Source organism: Methylocystis bryophila, from assembly GCF_027925445.1.
Classification (GTDB): Bacteria; Pseudomonadota; Alphaproteobacteria; order Rhizobiales; family Beijerinckiaceae; genus Methylocystis; species Methylocystis bryophila.
Map to the genome: position 1 here is coordinate 2,693,803 of NZ_AP027149.1, position 17,309 is coordinate 2,711,111.

The 17,309-nt window shown below is 62.2% G+C and carries 18 protein-coding genes and 1 other RNA gene; 6 read left to right on the top strand and 13 right to left on the bottom strand.

The features are described 5' to 3' along the window. The first annotated feature begins 306 nt into the window (after positions 1-306). A complete protein-coding gene (gene lipA, locus QMG80_RS12505) occupies positions 307-1,287 on the top strand; it encodes a lipoyl synthase (protein ID WP_085773105.1) in 981 nt (326 codons plus the stop codon). Between the two features lie 58 nt (positions 1,288-1,345). Here lipA and aqpZ read toward each other — a convergent pair whose 3' ends face one another. From aqpZ to QMG80_RS12535, 6 genes are all read right to left on the bottom strand, one after another. After that, positions 1,346-2,083 carry an aquaporin Z gene (gene aqpZ, locus QMG80_RS12510; protein ID WP_085773106.1) on the bottom strand — a complete coding sequence of 246 codons (738 nt, stop codon included), beginning with the start codon at positions 2,081-2,083 and terminating at the stop codon, positions 1,346-1,348. Between the two features lie 138 nt (positions 2,084-2,221). After that, positions 2,222-2,491, bottom strand: a complete 270-nt coding sequence (locus QMG80_RS12515) for a ribbon-helix-helix domain-containing protein (protein WP_342586555.1) — start codon at positions 2,489-2,491, stop codon at positions 2,222-2,224. Then, positions 2,488-2,823, bottom strand: a complete 336-nt coding sequence (locus tag QMG80_RS21580; protein WP_085773107.1) for a DUF4169 family protein — start codon at positions 2,821-2,823, stop codon at positions 2,488-2,490. The genes QMG80_RS12515 and QMG80_RS21580 overlap by 4 nt, the downstream gene beginning before the upstream one ends. Positions 2,824-2,835: 12 nt before the next feature. Continuing rightward, the gene (locus QMG80_RS12525) at positions 2,836-3,378 is read right to left on the bottom strand and encodes an SspB family protein (protein ID WP_085773108.1); all 543 of its coding nucleotides are present in this window, start codon (positions 3,376-3,378) and stop codon (positions 2,836-2,838) included. A gap of 49 nt (positions 3,379-3,427) precedes the next feature. Beyond that, positions 3,428-3,787, bottom strand: a transfer-messenger RNA (tmRNA) gene (ssrA, locus tag QMG80_RS12530). A 22-nt stretch (positions 3,788-3,809) separates the two neighbouring features. Next, complete coding sequence (locus QMG80_RS12535; RefSeq protein WP_102938134.1) at positions 3,810-4,883, bottom strand: LysR family transcriptional regulator; 1,074 nt, start codon at positions 4,881-4,883, stop codon at positions 3,810-3,812. 69 nt (positions 4,884-4,952) lie between these two features. Between QMG80_RS12535 and QMG80_RS12540 the strand changes: the two genes are divergently transcribed. From QMG80_RS12540 to QMG80_RS12550, 3 genes are read left to right on the top strand one after another with little or no spacing between them, the layout of a single operon-like run. Continuing rightward, complete coding sequence (locus QMG80_RS12540) at positions 4,953-5,537, top strand: hypothetical protein (RefSeq protein WP_158658876.1); 585 nt, start codon at positions 4,953-4,955, stop codon at positions 5,535-5,537. 28 nt (positions 5,538-5,565) lie between these two features. Next, positions 5,566-6,231, top strand: a complete 666-nt coding sequence (locus QMG80_RS12545; RefSeq protein WP_085773109.1) for a GNAT family N-acetyltransferase — start codon at positions 5,566-5,568, stop codon at positions 6,229-6,231. Continuing rightward, the gene (locus tag QMG80_RS12550; protein ID WP_158658877.1) at positions 6,228-6,749 is read left to right on the top strand and encodes a hypothetical protein; all 522 of its coding nucleotides are present in this window, start codon (positions 6,228-6,230) and stop codon (positions 6,747-6,749) included. Before QMG80_RS12545 ends, QMG80_RS12550 begins: the two co-directional genes overlap by 4 nt. A 209-nt stretch (positions 6,750-6,958) precedes the next feature. On the opposite strand, the gene QMG80_RS12555 is transcribed toward QMG80_RS12550, so the two are convergent. The 4 genes from QMG80_RS12555 to rlmN form a co-directional block, all read right to left on the bottom strand. Continuing rightward, positions 6,959-9,478: a TonB-dependent siderophore receptor gene (locus tag QMG80_RS12555; protein WP_158658878.1), complete on the bottom strand. Its 2,520-nt coding sequence runs from the start codon at positions 9,476-9,478 to the stop codon at positions 6,959-6,961. 113 nt (positions 9,479-9,591) lie between these two features. After that, positions 9,592-10,197, bottom strand: coding sequence for an aminoacyl-tRNA hydrolase (pth, locus tag QMG80_RS12560; protein WP_085773112.1), 606 nt, complete (start codon positions 10,195-10,197; stop codon positions 9,592-9,594). Positions 10,198-10,303: 106 nt separating this feature from the next. Continuing rightward, entirely contained in the window at positions 10,304-11,689 is a 1,386-nt protein-coding gene (locus tag QMG80_RS12565; RefSeq protein ID WP_085773113.1) for a tetratricopeptide repeat protein, read from the bottom strand. A gap of 80 nt (positions 11,690-11,769) precedes the next feature. Further along, positions 11,770-12,954, bottom strand: coding sequence for a dual-specificity RNA methyltransferase RlmN (gene rlmN / locus QMG80_RS12570; RefSeq protein ID WP_085773114.1), 1,185 nt, complete (start codon positions 12,952-12,954; stop codon positions 11,770-11,772). Between the two features lie 350 nt (positions 12,955-13,304). Here rlmN and QMG80_RS12575 point away from each other — a divergent pair, with 350 nt between their 5' ends. Then, positions 13,305-14,621, top strand: coding sequence for a glycosyltransferase (locus QMG80_RS12575; protein WP_085773115.1), 1,317 nt, complete (start codon positions 13,305-13,307; stop codon positions 14,619-14,621). A 240-nt stretch (positions 14,622-14,861) separates the two neighbouring features. Here the strand turns inward: QMG80_RS12575 and mamC are convergent, their stop codons facing one another. Together mamC and QMG80_RS12585 are read right to left on the bottom strand one after the other, a co-directional pair. Continuing rightward, positions 14,862-15,260 (bottom strand): magnetosome protein MamC, encoded by a 399-nt coding sequence (gene mamC / locus QMG80_RS12580; RefSeq protein WP_158658879.1) that lies wholly within the window; start codon positions 15,258-15,260, stop codon positions 14,862-14,864. 279 nt (positions 15,261-15,539) lie between these two features. Then, positions 15,540-15,773, bottom strand: a complete 234-nt coding sequence (locus tag QMG80_RS12585; protein WP_158658880.1) for a hypothetical protein — start codon at positions 15,771-15,773, stop codon at positions 15,540-15,542. 282 nt (positions 15,774-16,055) lie between these two features. On the opposite strand from QMG80_RS12585, the gene QMG80_RS12590 reads away from it, so the two are divergent. Continuing rightward, positions 16,056-16,883 (top strand): TIGR00282 family metallophosphoesterase, encoded by an 828-nt coding sequence (locus QMG80_RS12590; protein WP_085773868.1) that lies wholly within the window; start codon positions 16,056-16,058, stop codon positions 16,881-16,883. Between the two features lie 106 nt (positions 16,884-16,989). Here the strand turns inward: QMG80_RS12590 and QMG80_RS12595 are convergent, their stop codons facing one another. Continuing rightward, entirely contained in the window at positions 16,990-17,178 is a 189-nt protein-coding gene (locus tag QMG80_RS12595) for a hypothetical protein (RefSeq protein WP_085773869.1), read from the bottom strand. Between the last annotated feature and the right edge of the window lie 131 nt (positions 17,179-17,309).

Consider the following 17,309-nt stretch of genomic DNA (forward strand, 5'->3'; position numbering starts at 1 on the left):
GCGGCCTCTTGAATAACATACTGAAAATAAAAGTTTATAGACGTTAACTATAATTCGGTGGGCGACCCGCTCTTCGGAAATTCTGCCGGTTTCGTGATTCTGTGGTATTTAAACTGAGTGCGCTCCGACGACGCCCTGACTTGCGATTTAAAAATTCCGAGAACTGTGATTTATTAACCATGTTATTGTGAGTGTTGCGGCTTACAGCCCACGCCGCGCAGCTCCGGCGGGGGGTTGCGCGATCTGACGTGTTGTCGTCTTGCTCCGTGGATTCCGTCCGAGCTCGAAGGGCGCTAAATCTAAGTCATGCCTCACACCCTCGATCTCCTCGGCAATGATCCCCGACCTCGCCTTCGCCATCCCGAAAAGGCGCATAGGCCAGACAACCCCGTTGCGAAGAAGCCCGCTTGGATCCGCGTGAAGGCGCCGGGCTCGGCGGGGTTCCGCGAGACCGGCGCGCTGCTCGCACAAAAAGGCCTGGTCACCGTCTGCCAGGAGGCTTCCTGTCCCAACATCGGCGAATGCTGGGAGAAGAAGCAGGCGACCTTCATGATCCTCGGCGCGGTCTGCACGCGCGCCTGCGCCTTCTGCAATGTTGCGACCGGGCTACCCGGACCTCTCGACCCCGATGAGCCGCGGCGCGTGGCGGAAGCCGCGCGCGATCTTGCGCTCGCGCATGTCGTCGTGACCTCTGTCGATCGCGACGATCTGGTAGACGGCGGCGCTGCGCATTTCGCCGAGACAATCCGCGCGATTCGGCAGCTTGCCCCGCAGGCGACGATCGAGGTGCTGACCCCGGATTTCTTGCGGAAGGCCGGTGCGCTCGAGATTGTCGTCGAGGCAAAGCCGGACGTCTTCAACCACAATCTGGAAACCGTGCCGCGTCTCTACCCGCCCATCCGGCCGGGCGCACGCTATTTTCATTCCCTGCGGCTGTTACAGCGCGCGAAGGAGCTCGACCCCACGCTCTTCACCAAATCCGGGATGATGCTCGGCCTTGGCGAGAGCAAGGTGGAAGTCACGCAGGTGATGGATGATCTGCGCACGGCGGAGGTGGATTTCCTGACGCTCGGCCAATATCTGCAGCCGACGAAGAAGCACGCTGAGGTCGCGGCCTTCGTCACGCCGGAGGAATTCGCGTCTTACGAAGCGCTCGCCTACGCCAAGGGCTTTGCCCTCGTCTCGGCGTCGCCGTTGACGCGCTCCTCCCACCACGCCGGCGCCGACTTCGCGCGCCTCAAGGCGGCGCGCGAGGCGCGAAGCCGTGCAGACGGAAGACGTTCTTGAGAGACGAGCGCGGCGAGCGCGCTTGGAGGCGTCCCGGAGGACGCCCTCGGAGCCGCGATCAACGACCGCTAATTTCCGGCTCGGGTGTTTTGTCAGCGAGCGTGAAGCGGTGAATGAGCCCGCCGATTGCGCCGCCGAGAAGAGGCGCGAGCCAGAAGAGCCATAGCTGCTGGAGCGCCCAGCCGCCGACAAAGACGGCCTGGCTCGTGGAGCGCGCCGGATTCACCGAGGCGTTGGTGACCGGGATGTCGACGAGGTGGATCAGCGTCAGCGCCAGGCCGATCGCAAGGGGCGCGAAGCCGACGGGGGCGCGGCCCTCGGTCACGCCGAGGATGACCAGCAGGAAGAAGGCCGTCAGCACGATTTCCGCCAGCAGCGCCGCCTGCCAAGTATAGCCGCCCGGAGAATGCTCGTCATAACCATTGGCGCCAAATCCGCCGGCGAGCGAGAAATCGATGTTGCCGCGCGCGATCAGCAAGAGAACGAAAGCGGCGAAGGTCGCCCCGACGAGCTGGACGACCCAGTAGGGGATCAGCTCCTTCCATGAGAAGCGGCCGGCGACCGCGAGACCGAGCGAGACGGCCGGATTGAAGTGGCCGCCGGAGACGGGGCCGAATGCGTAGGCGCCCGTGAGCACCGTGAGGCCGAAGGCGAGCGCGACGCCACTGAAGCCGATGCCGAGCTGAGGAAAGCCGGCCGAAATCACCGCGCTGCCGACGCCGCCGAACACAAGCCAGAAAGTGCCGAGAAACTCCGCGAGCAGCTTGCGGCTGAAGGCTCCAAATCCATCGCGCATCTCATCCTCCAATTCAAATCAAGTTGGCCGGGCGGACCGGCCCCAACCAACCTAGCCGGGGGGGCCGGCCTCGGTATAGCTTCTCCCTTAGTCTTGTGTTTGACAAGACGGCGCGGCCAAGAGACGCGCTGTCAGGAATTATTCGGCGCGGGCGGTTCGCTCGAGCGCGTAAACGCGCAAGGCCGAGGAGAGATTCGCCTTTCCCCGGCCGGCGTCGACCTTGGCGACGAGCGCGGCGAGCGAGGAGCCCTCGTCAAGGGCGAGCTGGCGCAGCACGTTCCAAAAGGCGGCTTCCAGGGAAACGCTGGTCTTGTGGCCGGCAATAGTGATCGAGCGTTTCTGTGGAGGGCCGGGATCGAGATTCTTCTCGATGCCGAGGTCGGTCGTCGCCCGGCGCTCGCTCGTCACGGGTCTCGCGCCGGCTCCGGCTGACCCTCGGGCTTTTCGGAGGAGGGGGCAGGGGCGCGATGCGAAAAGGTGGAAACCGGTTTTTCGCGCGAATCACGCTCTAAAACTTTGGTGTCGATCACCTTGTCTGCGTTTACGGGATCCCGTTCAAACGCAGCCTGATCTAGCCGATGCCCCTCGAGGCGAGCCCGTTCGAGGAAGGCCTGCGCGTCGCTCAGCCGGCGCTCCGCTTTGGTTCGGCCGAACGCGACGCGGTTGGCCTCGGCCTCGCGCGCCTTTTCCGCTCTTTCGCGCGCCTTACGCGCGCCGCGCAGATTAACGACCTCGCCCACCTGCCGCAGCCCCTAACTCTTTTTGCGGAAGGCGTCGATCGATACGATCTTGTCGCCTTTCGACGGGGCGGACGGCGGCGCATCCTTTGCGGGCGTGTCCCGTGGCGACGGGGAGGGCGGCGACGGCTGCTCGGGCTTTGCCGGCGAGGAGCCGGCGGGGCGGGGCGCCGAATCCAGCTCCTCGTTCTCCTCCCCCTCGACGTTGAACTGGAAGCTAAACCCTGCCGCCGGGTCGGCGAAGGCGCGCAAGGCCGTGAAGGGCACGTGAAGGGTTTCGGGAACGGAGCGGAAAAACAGTGTGACGGAGAAGCCTTCCTCGCCGACCACGAGGTTGGAGAATTGATGCTGGAGAATGATCGTGATCTCCTGCGGCCATTCCCTTTGCAGCCGGGGCGAGATTTTCACGCCCCGCGCGTCGGTGCGGAAGGCGATCACGAAATGATGCTCGCCCGGCAGCTCGCCGGTGGCGGCGACTTGGGAAAGCACGCTGCGGACGACGCCCAGATAGGCGTTCTGCACCAGGAGGTCGTAACGAAAGAAGAGATCCGCGGCCATGACGCTTCGAGCGGCTTGAGTGCAAGGCGTCTCGCCGGCGCCCGTGGGAAGTGGAGGCTTCTGTTGCCAGGCGCCTCCGAGCCCCGCCTGAAGGCGCTAACCTTCAGGACTTGATTCCCAGTGTAGGCGCCGCATTACGCGGCGACGGCCACCGGAGCATAGTTGTCGTTGGCAACTATAGGTTTGACCCGATAACGGCGGTATCATGCCGAGCGAAAAAACCCCCTTTACGCCCTCGTCAATCCTATTTCGCCCCCACCCCAGCCCAGCCTTTGCGCTGGCCTCGGGTGGAGGCGCCGGGTACCGCCCCCGGGTCCGATAGGTTTATTGCGAAGCTCGTTTATCGCCATAGACGCCGCAAGCGACGACAGAAGCCTATATAGGCTGTTGCGCGGAAATGTAAAAGGTCCGCTTGGCGGGTGAGGTGGCTTTCAGAGCGCCCCTTCTTCCAATTCGGCGCCCACAGGGCTGTCCGGGTTCGCCGCGGCGAAGCCGTCGATGGAATTGATGGCGGCGGCGTCGGACAACAGGCGTGGAAGCTCCGTGGGGTGGATGAACTTCTCCCCAAAGCAGGGAAAACGCACGGGGTCGAAGATCCTCCGGAGCCACTCCACGACGACCATATGGCGGGACGAATTGCGGAGATCGGGGTGGTAGGTGAGCCAGATTTCCAGACGATGCGAAAATCCGACGTCCACGGGGATGAGTTTTGCTCCAAGGGTCAGCGCGTAAGTCGGGAGGAAGCCGATCCCGGCATCCCTCTCGACGGCGTAGAGTACGGCGGCGCTGGAGTTCGTGGCTACCCCAACGATGCCTTCGAGGCTGTCGACGCCGAGCACCTTCTCGTAGACTCCAGGCTGCAGGAGAGGACCGGCTTGTTGGATGAGGCGATGCCTTCCGGCCTCCTCCATCGAGGAAGGCAGGCCGTAGAGCTCGCGGTAGCCGTGTGAGGCGAAGGGGTAGACATGCAAATATCCCAGGCGGACGCTGATGAGATCGGGCCGTTCGGGACGCACAAACTGAACGGACATATCTGCTTCCAGCCGGCCGATGTCGGTGTGCTCCATCGTGGCTTGCAGATCAAAGGTGAGCTTGCGGTTTGCTTTCTGGAAGTCGAGCAAGCGCGGCAACACCCAATAGACGCCGAGACCCTCGGTGATGGCGACGCGCACGCGCCCACGTACCCCGGCGGAAGAAATCTTTGAGTGACGCTCGATGCTCGAGGCCGCACGCTGCATGGCCCGCGCATGCTGCGATACAGAGCGACCTTCGTCGGTCAGCGTCACCCCATCCGTTAACCGATTGAATAGTCTAAGGCCGATGGCGGCTTCCAATCGGGTTATTCTTCTGACGATCGTCGCCGAATCGACTCTGAGGAGCTTCCCGGCCTTTCTGAAACTCCCGGATTCTGCACAAATTAGAAAAAACTTCAGATCGTCCCAGGCGAGCTGGCCCAAAGGAGACCCGGTTTCGCGGTGCTGCATTTTTGCGGCGCCTCTTTGCATAATTGTCTGCGCGGTTTTGCTCCCGCTTGGATTAATGTCCAGAAATAGGCCGATTCACTGGAGGGTGCAATGAGTTCAAGCTTGGCTTGCGAATATGACGTCGGGCGAGCGCGTGCACCTGCGCAGCGCCGCCTCGACGAGCTTCCGGTCAGCCCCACGCTTGAAGTTCGGCCGGCGCTTGGCGAGGAGTTGCCGCAACTCTCCAATCTATTGATGGAACTGGTGCCGGGGATCATTGCGCCCTTTTCATCATTCCGCAGCGTGCACTCACATTCGCAGAGTATCTATGTGGTAAAAAATGGATGCTCGCTCGTAGGGTGTTTTGCTTGTCTGCATCTAAACGCAGAAGGCGTCAGGAGATTGTTGGACGGTTCTTTGTCCATGGTCGAACCTCAGTCATCCTGTCTAGCGGAAACCGGAACTCGCGTCGAAGCAATTTACGCCTGGGCTTGGGCGATCCGTCCTCCGACCAACGGGATAAGGGCAATGGGCAATTTGATGTCCTGGCTGCGCCGTCCCGAGTTCGAAATGGCGGAAATCTATGGCAGGCCCTTGACCGAGAAAGGATTGGGCTTTGGGCACAACCTTGGTTCGCGTCTGGTCGAGAGTGGGCTGAAAGGTTCTGGCCTCTGGGTGTCCACGCGCTTCTCATGAGGGCGCGGCGTAGCGTGAGGAGAGTGTAATGTCATTGGTTGAGTCCCAGAATGAGCGTTACTCGACGAGAGATGCGGGCCACACGCTTAGAAATTCCAGATACGACGTCCGCGTCGCGAGAACCATGGACGATCTGTTGATGGTCTATTCGATACGCTCTGCGGTCTACATAGCCGAGCAGGATTGCCCTTTCTCGGAGGAATTCGACGGCAACGATCATTGCGCGACGCATTTCATCGCTTTCGCGGCCGACGAGCCGGCGGGCTGCCTGCGCGCCCGATTCTTCGCCGACTTCGTCAAGCTGGAGCGTCTCGCGGTCCGCAAGCCCTTTCGCCGCTCCACCCTCGCCTTTGAGCTGGTTCGCTGCGGAATCAATCATGCGCGGCGCAAGGGTTTCCGACGCATTTACGGACATGCCCGCCAGGGACTTGAATCTTTCTGGGCGCGCTTCGGCGCCAAGGCGATTCCCGGACGAGAAGAATTTTTGTTTTCCGACCATCTATACACAGAGATGACCATCGATCTTGAGCCTGCGGACGACGAAATTACGCTTTCTGAAGATCCGATGAAGATATTGCGACCCGAAGGAGACTGGGACAGAGAGGGCGTTTTAGAGTTCTCGAGAACGCGAGCAGCGCGTAGCGTATCCAGTAACAGCGTTAGAGCCACCCCTAAACCAAAGAATGCAGCATGAGCATTAACTTTCGCGCCGTACGGGGATTGAGACAGCAACCTCTTCTGGTCTGCGTCTCAACTCCCGCCTTCGATTACAGCACTGTCGGGGGCTATCCTCTGAGGGCTGCCGCAAATGTTGGCAGGCTCATCAAGCTTTGGGAGACGAGGGAGGCGCCGTATACGGCGGTTCGCTCCGGCGGCGCGCGCGGCCAGAATGACCTGCGGCCCGGCGGCGCGCTTTTTGAAGCCGGCGAGCTCGTCTTCGACAGCGTTCGTTGCTCCCTGCTGCGCAACCATAAGTTCCGCAGCTTTCACGACGACATTGGCGCGCCTCCGATCATGATGATCGGCGGCGGCCTCGAGTCGACGATCGTCGCCACGGCGATCGACGCTTATTGGTTCAACATACAGCTCACCGTCATCGGCGACGCCGTCTACCCTGCCCGGAACTTGACCGTGGGGGAGTGCGGGACTGTCTTGAAAATATTGAGTAATTTCGTTGATGTGGTCAATTTGGAGTTTGTCGAGAACGATTGATCTCTTATCCCCTAGCGCGTTTCCCGCTCGAACGGAATCGTTCGAGCGATAAGGAATCGCGCCAAGTCAAAAAGTTGGAGCCTGTCATGATCGGAAAACCGCTTCGCACTTTTCCGTGACATGCTCTAAGACGCCGGCTTGCGAGCCGGCGCTTCCGTTCGAGTAGCGCTTGAGGGGAAGACGCGCGAGAGGCGGGCGCCGTCAGACGGTCAGTATTCGACCTTGATCGAGCCGATGGCCTGGAAGCGGTCGCCGGGGTAAATGGCGAGCCGCGGGTTTCCTGCGCCGCTTTGATCGGCGGCCACGAAATATTGGGTGTCGGTCAAATTCTTCAAATTGAGCTGCGCGTTCCAGAGCAACCCCTCGTACTCCCAGCGATAGCCGATAAGCGCGTCGATGACCGCATAGGCCGGGAGCTGAAAGCTGTTGAGCCTGTCGCCCCAGCGTATGTCCTCGTAGCGCAGGCCAAGTCCGAAGCTCGCGCCTTCCTTCGCGAGATAGCCGTTCCAATCGCACTTCGCCCAGATCGAGCCGGAGTTGCGCGGCACATTCGGCCACCAATTTCCCCTCTCGCTCACCACGATGGCGTTGAGGTTCGGGTAGACGATGGGGATCAGGTCCGGGTTTCTATCCGCAAAATCGAGTATTTTGGCTTGCGTGTGAGCGTAGTTGCCGATGACGCTGACATTGTCGTTGACGCGTCCCGAGACGTCGAGCTCGATCCCGCGGCTGCGCACATCGCCCACAATCGAGGTGCTCAGGCTGCCAGGGAGCGCCGCCGCGATGTTGTTCTTAGTCAGTTGATAGAAGGCGAGCGTCGCGTTCAGCCTCTTGTCGAGGAACTGACCTTTCAGTCCGGTCTCCCATTGTTGCGAGAATTGCGGTGGAAGCTGCCGCTTATTCGGGTCGAGGCCATTATTGACGCCGAACCCACGCGACCAATCGGCAAATGGACTAAGCCAAGGCGTCATCTCGAACAGCACGCCGACCCTCGGGCTGAAGGCATGCTCCCCCGCTTTCGGCACGCTGACCTGATCGGGAAAGCGCGTGGCATCGCCGAATATGTCGCTATTCGAAAATCCGTGCACGGCGTAATCCCAACGGCCGCCACCAATGATATGGAGCCGTTCGAGCAGGGTCAGGTGATCCTGAACATAAAGGCCGGAGTCCCACTGTTTCCATCTTTCCGCTGAGGTAGGGCTTTTCGCGTACCAGTAATCGAGCGCCGCCGGACTGAACCGCCACGAAGGAATCCCATACCACGGAGCCCAGACGTTGATGGCGAGGGCGGGATCGGGAACGCCGAAGGCGCCATTCTCCAAAAGGTCGCCAGTCATCTTGCTGTAGGCGTAGCCAATGAGAACGTCGTGCTTAACTCCGTAAGTGTCGAACTTGCCATGCAGATCGGCATTGCCAACCCAAGAACGTTCTGAATAGTCTAGGCCGAAGATATTCCGCTGGAGAACTCCAGTTCTGGGATCGAAGGCGCCTCTGTTGACACCACCAAAAATGGGAAGGATCGCCGTCTCGAAGGAGGGCATAGCCGGAACGATTTCCGTGTCGCTTGTCTTATAGTTTCGCGCCAAAAAACGTCCATCGAAGGTCCACTGGCTATTCGCGTCCTCATATAGTTTTTGCTTCGCGTTGAGCCCGTTATAGAGGTTCAACAGATTGTCGTAGGGTTCGTTGGGGTCTTGAAAGGAACGGCCGATCGGAACGGGAATGGGACGATCGCCCCAGGCGATGAGGCCGGTGTCCGGTTTGAAGCGCTGTTTCGACCCCTCGATATCGTAAGTGATCTCCGTCCGATCGCTGGGCCGCCAGGTGAAAGCGCTTGCCAGGTTCCACCGGTCGGCGGACACGAAGTCGCGCACGGTCGAGTCATTGGTTTGGAAGGCTCCCGTAAATCGATAAAGCAGCGTCTTTTCCTTGTCGATCGGGCCCGTTGCATCCACGATCGTGCGGTAATATTCCGAGGAGCCGAACTGCTGCTCCACCGAGTAATGGGGCGTATCCAGCGGTTTCTTCGTGACCATGGCGACGATCCCGCCCGGCTCGCCGGCTCCGTAGAGCATCGCGGCCGGCCCCTTGAGCACCTCGACGCTCTGAAGGTTGGCTGTGTCGAAGGCGTTCGGCACCCAGAGGTTCGCAGGACCAATCTGCAACTCATTGCGGTAAACCGTCGTGGTGTTGAAACCGCGGATCGTGAAGGAGCCGTATCCGCCCAAATTCGGCACGAACCAGACGCCGCTGACGTTCTCGACCACTTCGGCGAGATCGCTCTCCTTACGGTCGTCGATCACGGCGCGCGGGACGACGACGATTGACGCCGGCGTCTCGGCGATAGGCGTTTCGGTCTTGGTCGCCGCGGTCGCGTCCGGGACGCTGTAGCTGGGGTTGTCGAACGCGCTCGCGGCTTCTCTCGCAACGACGGTTGCAGGCTCTGGCGGCGGCATTGGGGAGGCGGGCTGAGTCGGCGCCGCTGGCGGCCTCGAGACGGCGGGCGCTCTTTGGGCGCTTCGAACGGCTGTCGGGGCGCCATGGGCGACAGCGGTCGGCGCGCGCGGCGATATGGTCGGCGCCCGCGGCGGCGAGGGCGCGCTCGCGCGTCTCTGCGAGCGGAGGCCGACATATATGGTCGGCAATTCCTGCTGCGCGGACGCGTCCGACAGCAGAAACGCCGTGAGCCCGGCGGCGCAAGCGCTACGCATCAGTGTCGAGCGGAACATATGGGGCCCGTCGTCAAATGCGCCGGGATTTGACGTAAACACCCGACTGGCGACGACTTTCCGCCAGCTTGCCGACATTTACAAGGCGGCTCCCGCCGGCGCCAGCGGCGAGCTCATCGCGCCTCGGCCTGGCCCGCGCTCCCGAAGCCCGCGGCCTGCATCGCCAAATGGATCCTGTTTTGGAAGCCCGCATCGTCGCCGTGAATCAGGAGCGCGGCGTTGGCGGCGACGGCGTCGAGCGCTGTCTCGACCCATGGCCCCTCGGCTTTGGCGAAATCGGAGAGAACGAAGCCGTGTACGAGCGCCTTGTCGCCCGGATGGCCGATGCCGAGCCGCACGCGCCGATAGCCCGCGCCCAAATGGGCCGTGATAGAGCGCAGACCATTATGGCCCGCGTCGCCCCCGCCGACTTTCACCCGCAGCTTGCCGGGCGCGAGATCGAGCTCGTCGTGAAAAACGGCGATGTCGGCAAGCGCGATCTTGTGGAAGCGGGCCGCTTCGCCGACCGCGCGGCCGGATTCGTTCATGTAGGTCTGAGGACAGAGCAGCATCACGCGCTCTCCCCCAATCACGCCCTCCGTGACGAGCCCGTGGAATTTCGCGCGCGGGGACGGGAAGCCATGCCGCCGCGCGATCGCTTCGATCGCCATGAAACCGATGTTGTGGCGGTTCCCTGCATAGGCGCGTCCGGGGTTGCCGAGGCCGGTCCAAAGCTGCATCTATTCTCGCGGGGTTGGGGCGTTCCCGCTCTCCCTAGAACATGTCACGGAAAAGTGCGAAGCGGTTTTGGCCGGGCAGAACGGCGCGAGCTTGCCGATCCCGCCGTTACTTCTTGCCGTTGCGCTCCTCAATCATCGCCTGCGTCTTGGCGCGGTTCTCCTCCGCCGTCCTGCGCAGCTGCGGCGCCTTGTCCTCGGTCCAGACGCTGAGCGCGTCGTCGAAGGCGGCGACTGCGTCTGAGAGCGCTTGGGTTCCCGCCTCGCGCTTGCCCAAAGCTTTGAGCGCGACGCCGAGATTGTTGCGTGTCGAGGCCCAGAGCTGCGGATTGCGCGCGCGCGGGGAGGCTTCGAGCGCTTGGGCGTAGGCCGCGATGGCCTCCTTAAGGTCCTCGATCCGATCGAACTTCTCGCCGCGCGCCTCCAAAACATGGGCGAGGCTCGACTGGGCGACGGCCCATTGAAACGGCGCGCGGTCGCGCGGCAGCGCTTCGAGCGTCTCGCGCCACACGCCAATGGCCGTGTCGAGCGGCGCGCTCTCCGGCGCGCGCTGCCCCGCGAGCTCGAGGGCGAGCGCCAGGTTCTGGATCGTCGAGAACCACTGCAGAGGCGTGTGCTTGCGCGAGAACACCCGGAGCGCCTCGCGAAAATGAGTCTGGGCCTCGGCAAGGCGCTCGGTCGAATTCTCCTCTTCGCCGAGCTTCAACAGGACGTGGCCGAGATTATCCTCGGATTGCGCCCAGGCGCCCGGGTTCTTGTCCGGCGAATAGCCTTTCAGCGCTTGCGCATAGGCTTCGGCGGCCTTGCGCAGCGCCTCCTTGGAGCCGTCGCGCTCGAAGATGCGGCCATAGAGGAGGCCGAGGCTCTCCTGGGAGGATGCCCATTCGGCGGGATCGCGCTCGAATGCGCGCGCCGCGAGCGCCGCCTCCGTGGCCGCTACGGCCTCCTTGTAGCGGACCGTCCCGCCCTCACGGTCGCCGAGCCGCATCAGCGCCACACCGAGGTTGTGCTCGGCGCGCGCCCGATCGTCCGCATCGGTCTCTAAGGGCAGGGCGGCGATCGCATCCTTGTAGAGCGTCGCCGCCTCCTCGAGCTTTCCCGTGTCGCGCTCGTCTTGAACGAGATCCAGCAGGGCGTTGCCGAGCGCCGTCTGGGCCAGGGCGCGCGCGCGCGAGGCGCTCTCCAAGGGCAGCACGGTCAGCGCTTCGCGGAGCGTCCCCGCAGCCTCCTGCAGTCGCGCCGAGGAACGCTCCCGCTGTCCCAAGGCGATCAGCGCGTCGCCAATCTCGAACTGGAGCTTGCCCCATTCTGTGGGCGAAGCTTCGCGCGAGACACTTTGGAGTCGCGCGCGGAGCTGGGCGATCTTCGCGTCGAGCGGAGAGGGAGGGACCGGAGCCGCAGCGGGCGGGGCCGCGGGCGTCGGTTGCGCCTCCTGCGCCCGGGCGGGCAGGCCAAAGGCGATGAATGAGGAGAGCAGGGCGACGCGAAAAAGCATGGGGCCGATTTCTTCCTATGCGATGGAGCGAGGCGCCGGGCGCATCCTTAACGAGGAAAGAGACTCTCAGGGCGCGCCGCTTATTCCGCCACGAGCCGCGCTCTCGCTCGCAGCTTCTCGGTCTCGCTCTTGAGCTGGCCGCAGGCGGCGAGAATGTCGCGGCCGCGCGGGGTGCGCACCGGGCTCGCATAGCCCGCCGAGAAGACGATGTCCGAAAAGCGCTCGATCGTCTCCCAATCCGAGCACTCGTAAGGCGCGCCGGGCCACGGATTGAACGGGATCAGATTGATCTTGGCCGGCAGGCCCTTGAGGAGCCTCACGAGCTCGCGCGCCTCGGCGGGGGAGTCGTTGACGCCCTTGAGCATCACATATTCGAAGGTGATGCGTCGCGCGTTGGAGGCCCCGGGATAGGCCTTGCAGCCCGCGAGCAGCTCGGCGATCGGATATTTCTTGTTGAGCGGCACGAGCTTCGTGCGCAGCTCATCTTTCACCGCATGCAGCGAAATTGCCAGCATCGGCGAGCATTCCGCGCCGAGCCGCTCAATCTGAGGGACGACGCCCGACGTCGAGACTGTGATCCGGCGTTTGGAGATCCCGAGACCGTCGCCATCGGCCATGATCTCGATCGCCGCTATGACATTGTCGATATTATAAAGAGGCTCGCCCATGCCCATGAAGACGATGTTCGATATGGCGCGGACGTCCTCCCCCGAAGGGACGAGCCCATCGGTAGGGCGCTCGAGCCCCGGAAAATCCCCGAGCCTCCTGCGCGCCGCCATGACTTGTCCCACGATCTCGGCCGTCGTGAGGTTCCGCACGAGCCGCTGCGTGCCCGTGTGGCAGAAGCTGCAGTTGAGCGTGCAGCCGACTTGGGAGGAGACGCAGAGCGTGCCCCGGTCGCTCTCCGGGATATAAACGCATTCGATCTCGGCGGGCGCGTCGCCCTCATTCGCGGGCTTGAGCCGCAGCAACCATTTGCGCGTGCCGTCCTGCGACACTTGCTCCTCGACCACCTCGGGGAGCGAGAGCGTGAAGGCCTGGCGGAGCTGCGCGCGCATCGCCTTCGAAACATTGTGCATTGCACAAAAATCATCGGCGCCACGGAAATAAATCCAGTGCCAGAGCTGCGTGACGCGCATGCGGATCTCGCGCTCGGCCACGCCTTGCGCGCGCAGGCGATCGGCGATCTCGCCGCGGGTCAGGCCGGCGAGCGAGGGCAGGGTTGGCGCTTCGAGGGGCGCGAGGGTTTCTGACAGGGGCTGCATCCGGAACGCTATAGCACACCTGATTTAGGGAGACTCGCTGGATCGTCTGGAGAATTCGGCTTGGAGGATGCATTTCCAGGGGGCCGAGGCGTCGCCTCGTCTATGGGGTGTTTACAGGCAAAGGCAAGCAGCTTGCTATCCGTCTGAAGGCAGCGCGGATATTAACCGGAAGATGAAAGATCGCGCCTGCATCCGATTGCCATTTTTCATAGAGATAATGTAATAGATATGGCTATTAATTTTGGCAGGAGTTTCGGCTCTTTACCAGCAATGCTGTTCTGACGACAGGCGCCAACGCTGGCGCCAAACCCAATACAGGAAAAAGACCTGACGCCTCCTCGGACTCGATCATGACGCCAGCCTCTCCCAAAATCCTCCTCGTCACCTTCGGCTCGCGTGGGGACCTGCATCCCTTCGTCGCCGTCGGCCAGGCGCTCTTGCGCGAGGGCTGCCGCACCGTTGTCGCGACGACCGCGGATCATCGCGATCTGGTCCTCTCAGCCGGGCTCGAATATGCCGAGATCGGTCCCGGCGCAGACGGATTCTTAGACTCGCTCGGGCTCGACCACAGCGGCTTGGCGCGAAGTCTGGCCGAGAACGACCGCTTTCTCTTCGAGAAGATCCTCTTTCCGCACTTAAAGCAAGGCTTTAACTCTGTTGATCCATTTTGTGAGAAGTGCGATGCTATCATCGTGCATCCACTAGCTTTTTCTGCTCAAGCTGCGGCGCAAAAGCGAGGCGTTCCGCTCGTGCTTCTCACCCTGTCCCCGATCCTCCTTCCTTCCGCCGCCGATCCGCCGAACGCGCCGGGCTCGCCTTTCATCTCCGAGCCCGTCGGCCGGTTCGCTCTCGCCTACAACCGGCTTGCGCTACGCGTCGCCGCCGAGCTCGCTTGGCTTTGGGCGGCGCCGCTCCGCCGCTTCCGGCGTGATCTCGGCATGCCTCCCCGTGGCGGCTTCGGCTTCTTCGCGCCGACAGAGGCGGGGGTCGAGACCATCGCGCTGTTCTCATCCTTGCTGACGAAGACGCCTCCCGGAGGGGGCGATCGGGTTCTCGTCGCCGGCCACAGTTTTTTTGACGATGCGCGCGCCGAAGATGAGGGCGAGCGGGAGAGGCTCGAGCGTTTCCTGTCGGAGGGGCCGGCGCCGATCGTTTTCACGCTGGGGAGCTTCTTCGTGCACGATGGGCTCTCATACTTCAGGGCCGGACTCGCGGCTGCCCGGGGGCTGAGAGAGCGCGCCGTGCTGCTCGCGCGTCGGGAGGACGTTGCTGCGCTGCAGCATGAGGCGGCGCCCGAAGTCTTCGTGGGCGCCTATCTGCGCCATTCGCATCTCTTCCCGAGAGCGAAAATCATCGTCCATCACGGCGGGGTCGGAACCTCGGGCCAGGCGATGAAGGCCGGCCGACCGCAGCTCGTGACGCCTTATCTGGGGGAGCAGCACGACAATGCGGCGCGTCTCGAAAGGCTCGGAGTCGCCCGTGTGTTGCCGGGGAAACGGGTAACGGCGGCGGCGCTCGAGCAAGAACTGGCCGCGCTCGGAAAGGATCTCTCTTATGGGGCGAACGCCGGAGCCGTCGCGGCGAAGGTTGCGGGGGAGGATGGGGCGACCGTCGCCGCGCGCCGGATCAAAGAGGTCGCGCGCGGCTGGAAGGGAACAGGGCGGTAGGCTAGAGCGCGATGCGAAAATGTGGAAAACGGATTTTCGCGCAAATCGCGCTCTAAACTTTTAGAATCGATCACGTTTTCTGCATTCAGGCGTTTCCGCCTGAACGCAGCGTGAGCTGGAGCCTGTCCCGGAACAGTGCGAAGCGGTTTTCCGGTCAGGACATGCTCCAACTTTTTGATTTGGCGCGATTCCTTATCGCTCGAACGATTCCGTTCGAGCGGGAGACGCGCTAATGCGTCGTCACGCCGCGAGTGAGGCGGCGGCCCGAGCCGGCGAAACTTTGGCGACGCGCGCGGAGCTTTTGACGGGCCGATTCTTCCTATTTCCAAGGTCTTTTTCAACCGCGTCGCGTCCGCGGTCCCAGGCGTATTTTAGCGTCGTGCCGACGATGAGCGTGACGCCGACCGCGGCGACGATTTCGACGCCCAGGCTGGCGACCACAGCGAAGGTCGCGGCCGTCGCCACACCATTCTTCACCACCTCATTGCCGACGTCGATAAGGGCTCCCTTCTCGGAAGCTGAGCCCGTGCGCACACGCTCGATATTCTTTGCCGCTGCATTTGTGCCACTGATGATGGCGCCCATGACGCCCATGCCCACGGCTGTCTCGGCGAGATAGGGACCAAGTAGAATTGGCAAGGACATCTCCTCCTGTGCTCAATGAGCCGCATCGTTGCGCCATCGGGACGCCTCGGGCGGCGTCCGGCCGATCTATCACCGGAAAATCCTCAATTTTCAACACCCGGCGCGATCTGAAGCTTCTGGGCGTCGGCGATTGCGCTCGCACGGATCGCGCGCCAAGGCTCGCTGCGCTCGTGTCCGTTCCTGAAACGCAATTGATGTCAAGGATGTGAAAGCGCCATGAGGCTGAAATCCGGTTTCGGCCTTTTTTTGTCTCGCTTTGGTCGCGTGACCGCTTCAAGACGAAGCACGCAGGACATCGGAGAGAGCCTCAGCCATACAGCGCATGACTGAGAAGGCAAGCGCCTCCTTGTCTCTGGATTTGTTATGTAACGCCGCAAAACTCGCGGTGGTGACGATCAATGTTGAAAGCAGTCCGCTCTGCATCAGTTCCAGATCGAGACCGAACTTTAGTGCGGAATTATTTGCATTTTCGATCTCAGTCTCAATTTTCTTCGCTGCATCCTCCAAGAACGCTCTCTCAGCTCCTCCGAGGCCACGTAATTCGTCCAGGTTGAGGCACGTCATCGCATTTGACCCACAGCTGGTTTTCGTACCTCAGCCTATTACAAGAATAAATGGTTACGGTCCATACGTATACAGGGAGTTTTCCTTGTCCATAGGTTTAATCTTGTGGGTGATGACGGATGTCATTTACGCGATCGGGCTTGGGCGCCTTCCCTTGTTTTGGGCTTTTCAACCTCGCCAAACAATGCCATGCCGTGACGAATGAGCGATCTCACTTCGAACGCCTTGCGTCTGCTGTTTCTCGGCGACGTGGTCGGCCGCAGCGGCCGCGAGGCGTTAACCTCCCGTCTGCCAGGCCTGCGCGAGGTCTGGCGGCTGGATTTCGTTGTCGTCAACGCGGAGAACGCAGCGGGCGGTTTCGGAATCACCGAGGCGATTTGCGAGGAGCTTCTCGAAGCCGGCGCGGATTGCATCACGCTCGGCAATCACGCCTTCGATCAGCGTGAGGCGCTCTCTTATATCAACCGGCAGCCGCGACTCCTTCGCCCGCTCAACTATCCCAGCGGGACGCCGGGGCGGGGGGCAGGGATTTTCGACGCCGCCAGCGGCGCGCGTATTTATGTCGCCAATGTGCAGGGGCGCGTCTTCATGGAACAACTCGACGATCCCTTTGCGGCGATTGATCGCGAGCTCAAACGGATCGGCGACGCGCACGAGGCGGATGCGATCCTGATCGACATGCATGCCGAGACGACGGCCGAGAAGATGGCGCTCGCGCATTTTGTCGACGGGCGCGCCTCGCTCGTCGCGGGGTCGCATACCCATGCGCCGACCGCTGACGCCCAGATCCTCGTCAAGGGCACGGGCTATATCTCGGACGCGGGGATGTGCGGCGATTATGATTCGGTGATTGGCATGCGCAAGGAGGAGCCTATTCGTCGCTTCCTGGAGAAGACGCCGGGCGCTCGCTATGAGCCGGCGACAGGGGAGGGGACGCTTTGCGGTGTCGGTGTCGACGTCGAGCGCGGGACAGGGCTGGCGGTCCGCATCGCGCCGCTTCGGCTCGGCGGGAGGCTTTCTCAGTGTTGGCCGGAATTTTGGGGAGCGCCCTGACGGCAAGGAAGAGGAACCGACGGTTTCGAAAGGACTAAAAAACTTGCGCTTCTGAAATGAGGGTCGCGCCGGGGCGAAAGCCCCGGACGCGACAAGCAAGGTGTGATCAGTTGATCATGCGCGCGGTCGAGCCGACGCCCGCGCCAGTAACGCCTTCGCGGTTGCCCGTCCCGTTGGTGCCTTCCGGCGAAATCCAATCCGGAACCCACGTCAGAGCAACGACGACGAAAATCACGATCCCCGCGAGATAAGCGAGGATTTTGCCGAGCTCGCTCGCGCTGTGGACGTTTGCCATTTGATTCCCCCTGTTGTTTGTTTTGAGCATGGCGTGCTTTCCGCACCGCTGGTGAGCGTAGCTTTTTTTTTGGGCGTTGGCAATGCGGCATAGCGCGCATTTTTGTGCAGCTAAAAATGATAGTGAATGCA

Coding starts and splice junctions, on each gene's coding strand:
- lipA (WP_085773105.1), top strand. CDS start 307: ATGCCTCACACCCTCGATCTCCTCGGCAATGATCCCCGACCTCGCCTT.
- aqpZ (WP_085773106.1), bottom strand. CDS start 2,083: ATGCGCGATGGATTTGGAGCCTTCAGCCGCAAGCTGCTCGCGGAGTTT.
- QMG80_RS12525 (WP_085773108.1), bottom strand. CDS start 3,378: ATGGCCGCGGATCTCTTCTTTCGTTACGACCTCCTGGTGCAGAACGCC.
- QMG80_RS12535 (WP_102938134.1), bottom strand. CDS start 4,883: ATGCAAAGAGGCGCCGCAAAAATGCAGCACCGCGAAACCGGGTCTCCT.
- QMG80_RS12540 (WP_158658876.1), top strand. CDS start 4,953: ATGAGTTCAAGCTTGGCTTGCGAATATGACGTCGGGCGAGCGCGTGCA.
- QMG80_RS12545 (WP_085773109.1), top strand. CDS start 5,566: ATGTCATTGGTTGAGTCCCAGAATGAGCGTTACTCGACGAGAGATGCG.
- QMG80_RS12550 (WP_158658877.1), top strand. CDS start 6,228: ATGAGCATTAACTTTCGCGCCGTACGGGGATTGAGACAGCAACCTCTT.
- QMG80_RS12555 (WP_158658878.1), bottom strand. CDS start 9,478: ATGTTCCGCTCGACACTGATGCGTAGCGCTTGCGCCGCCGGGCTCACG.
- pth (WP_085773112.1), bottom strand. CDS start 10,197: ATGCAGCTTTGGACCGGCCTCGGCAACCCCGGACGCGCCTATGCAGGG.
- QMG80_RS12565 (WP_085773113.1), bottom strand. CDS start 11,689: ATGCTTTTTCGCGTCGCCCTGCTCTCCTCATTCATCGCCTTTGGCCTG.
- rlmN (WP_085773114.1), bottom strand. CDS start 12,954: ATGCAGCCCCTGTCAGAAACCCTCGCGCCCCTCGAAGCGCCAACCCTG.
- QMG80_RS12575 (WP_085773115.1), top strand. CDS start 13,305: ATGACGCCAGCCTCTCCCAAAATCCTCCTCGTCACCTTCGGCTCGCGT.
- QMG80_RS12595 (WP_085773869.1), bottom strand. CDS start 17,178: ATGGCAAACGTCCACAGCGCGAGCGAGCTCGGCAAAATCCTCGCTTAT.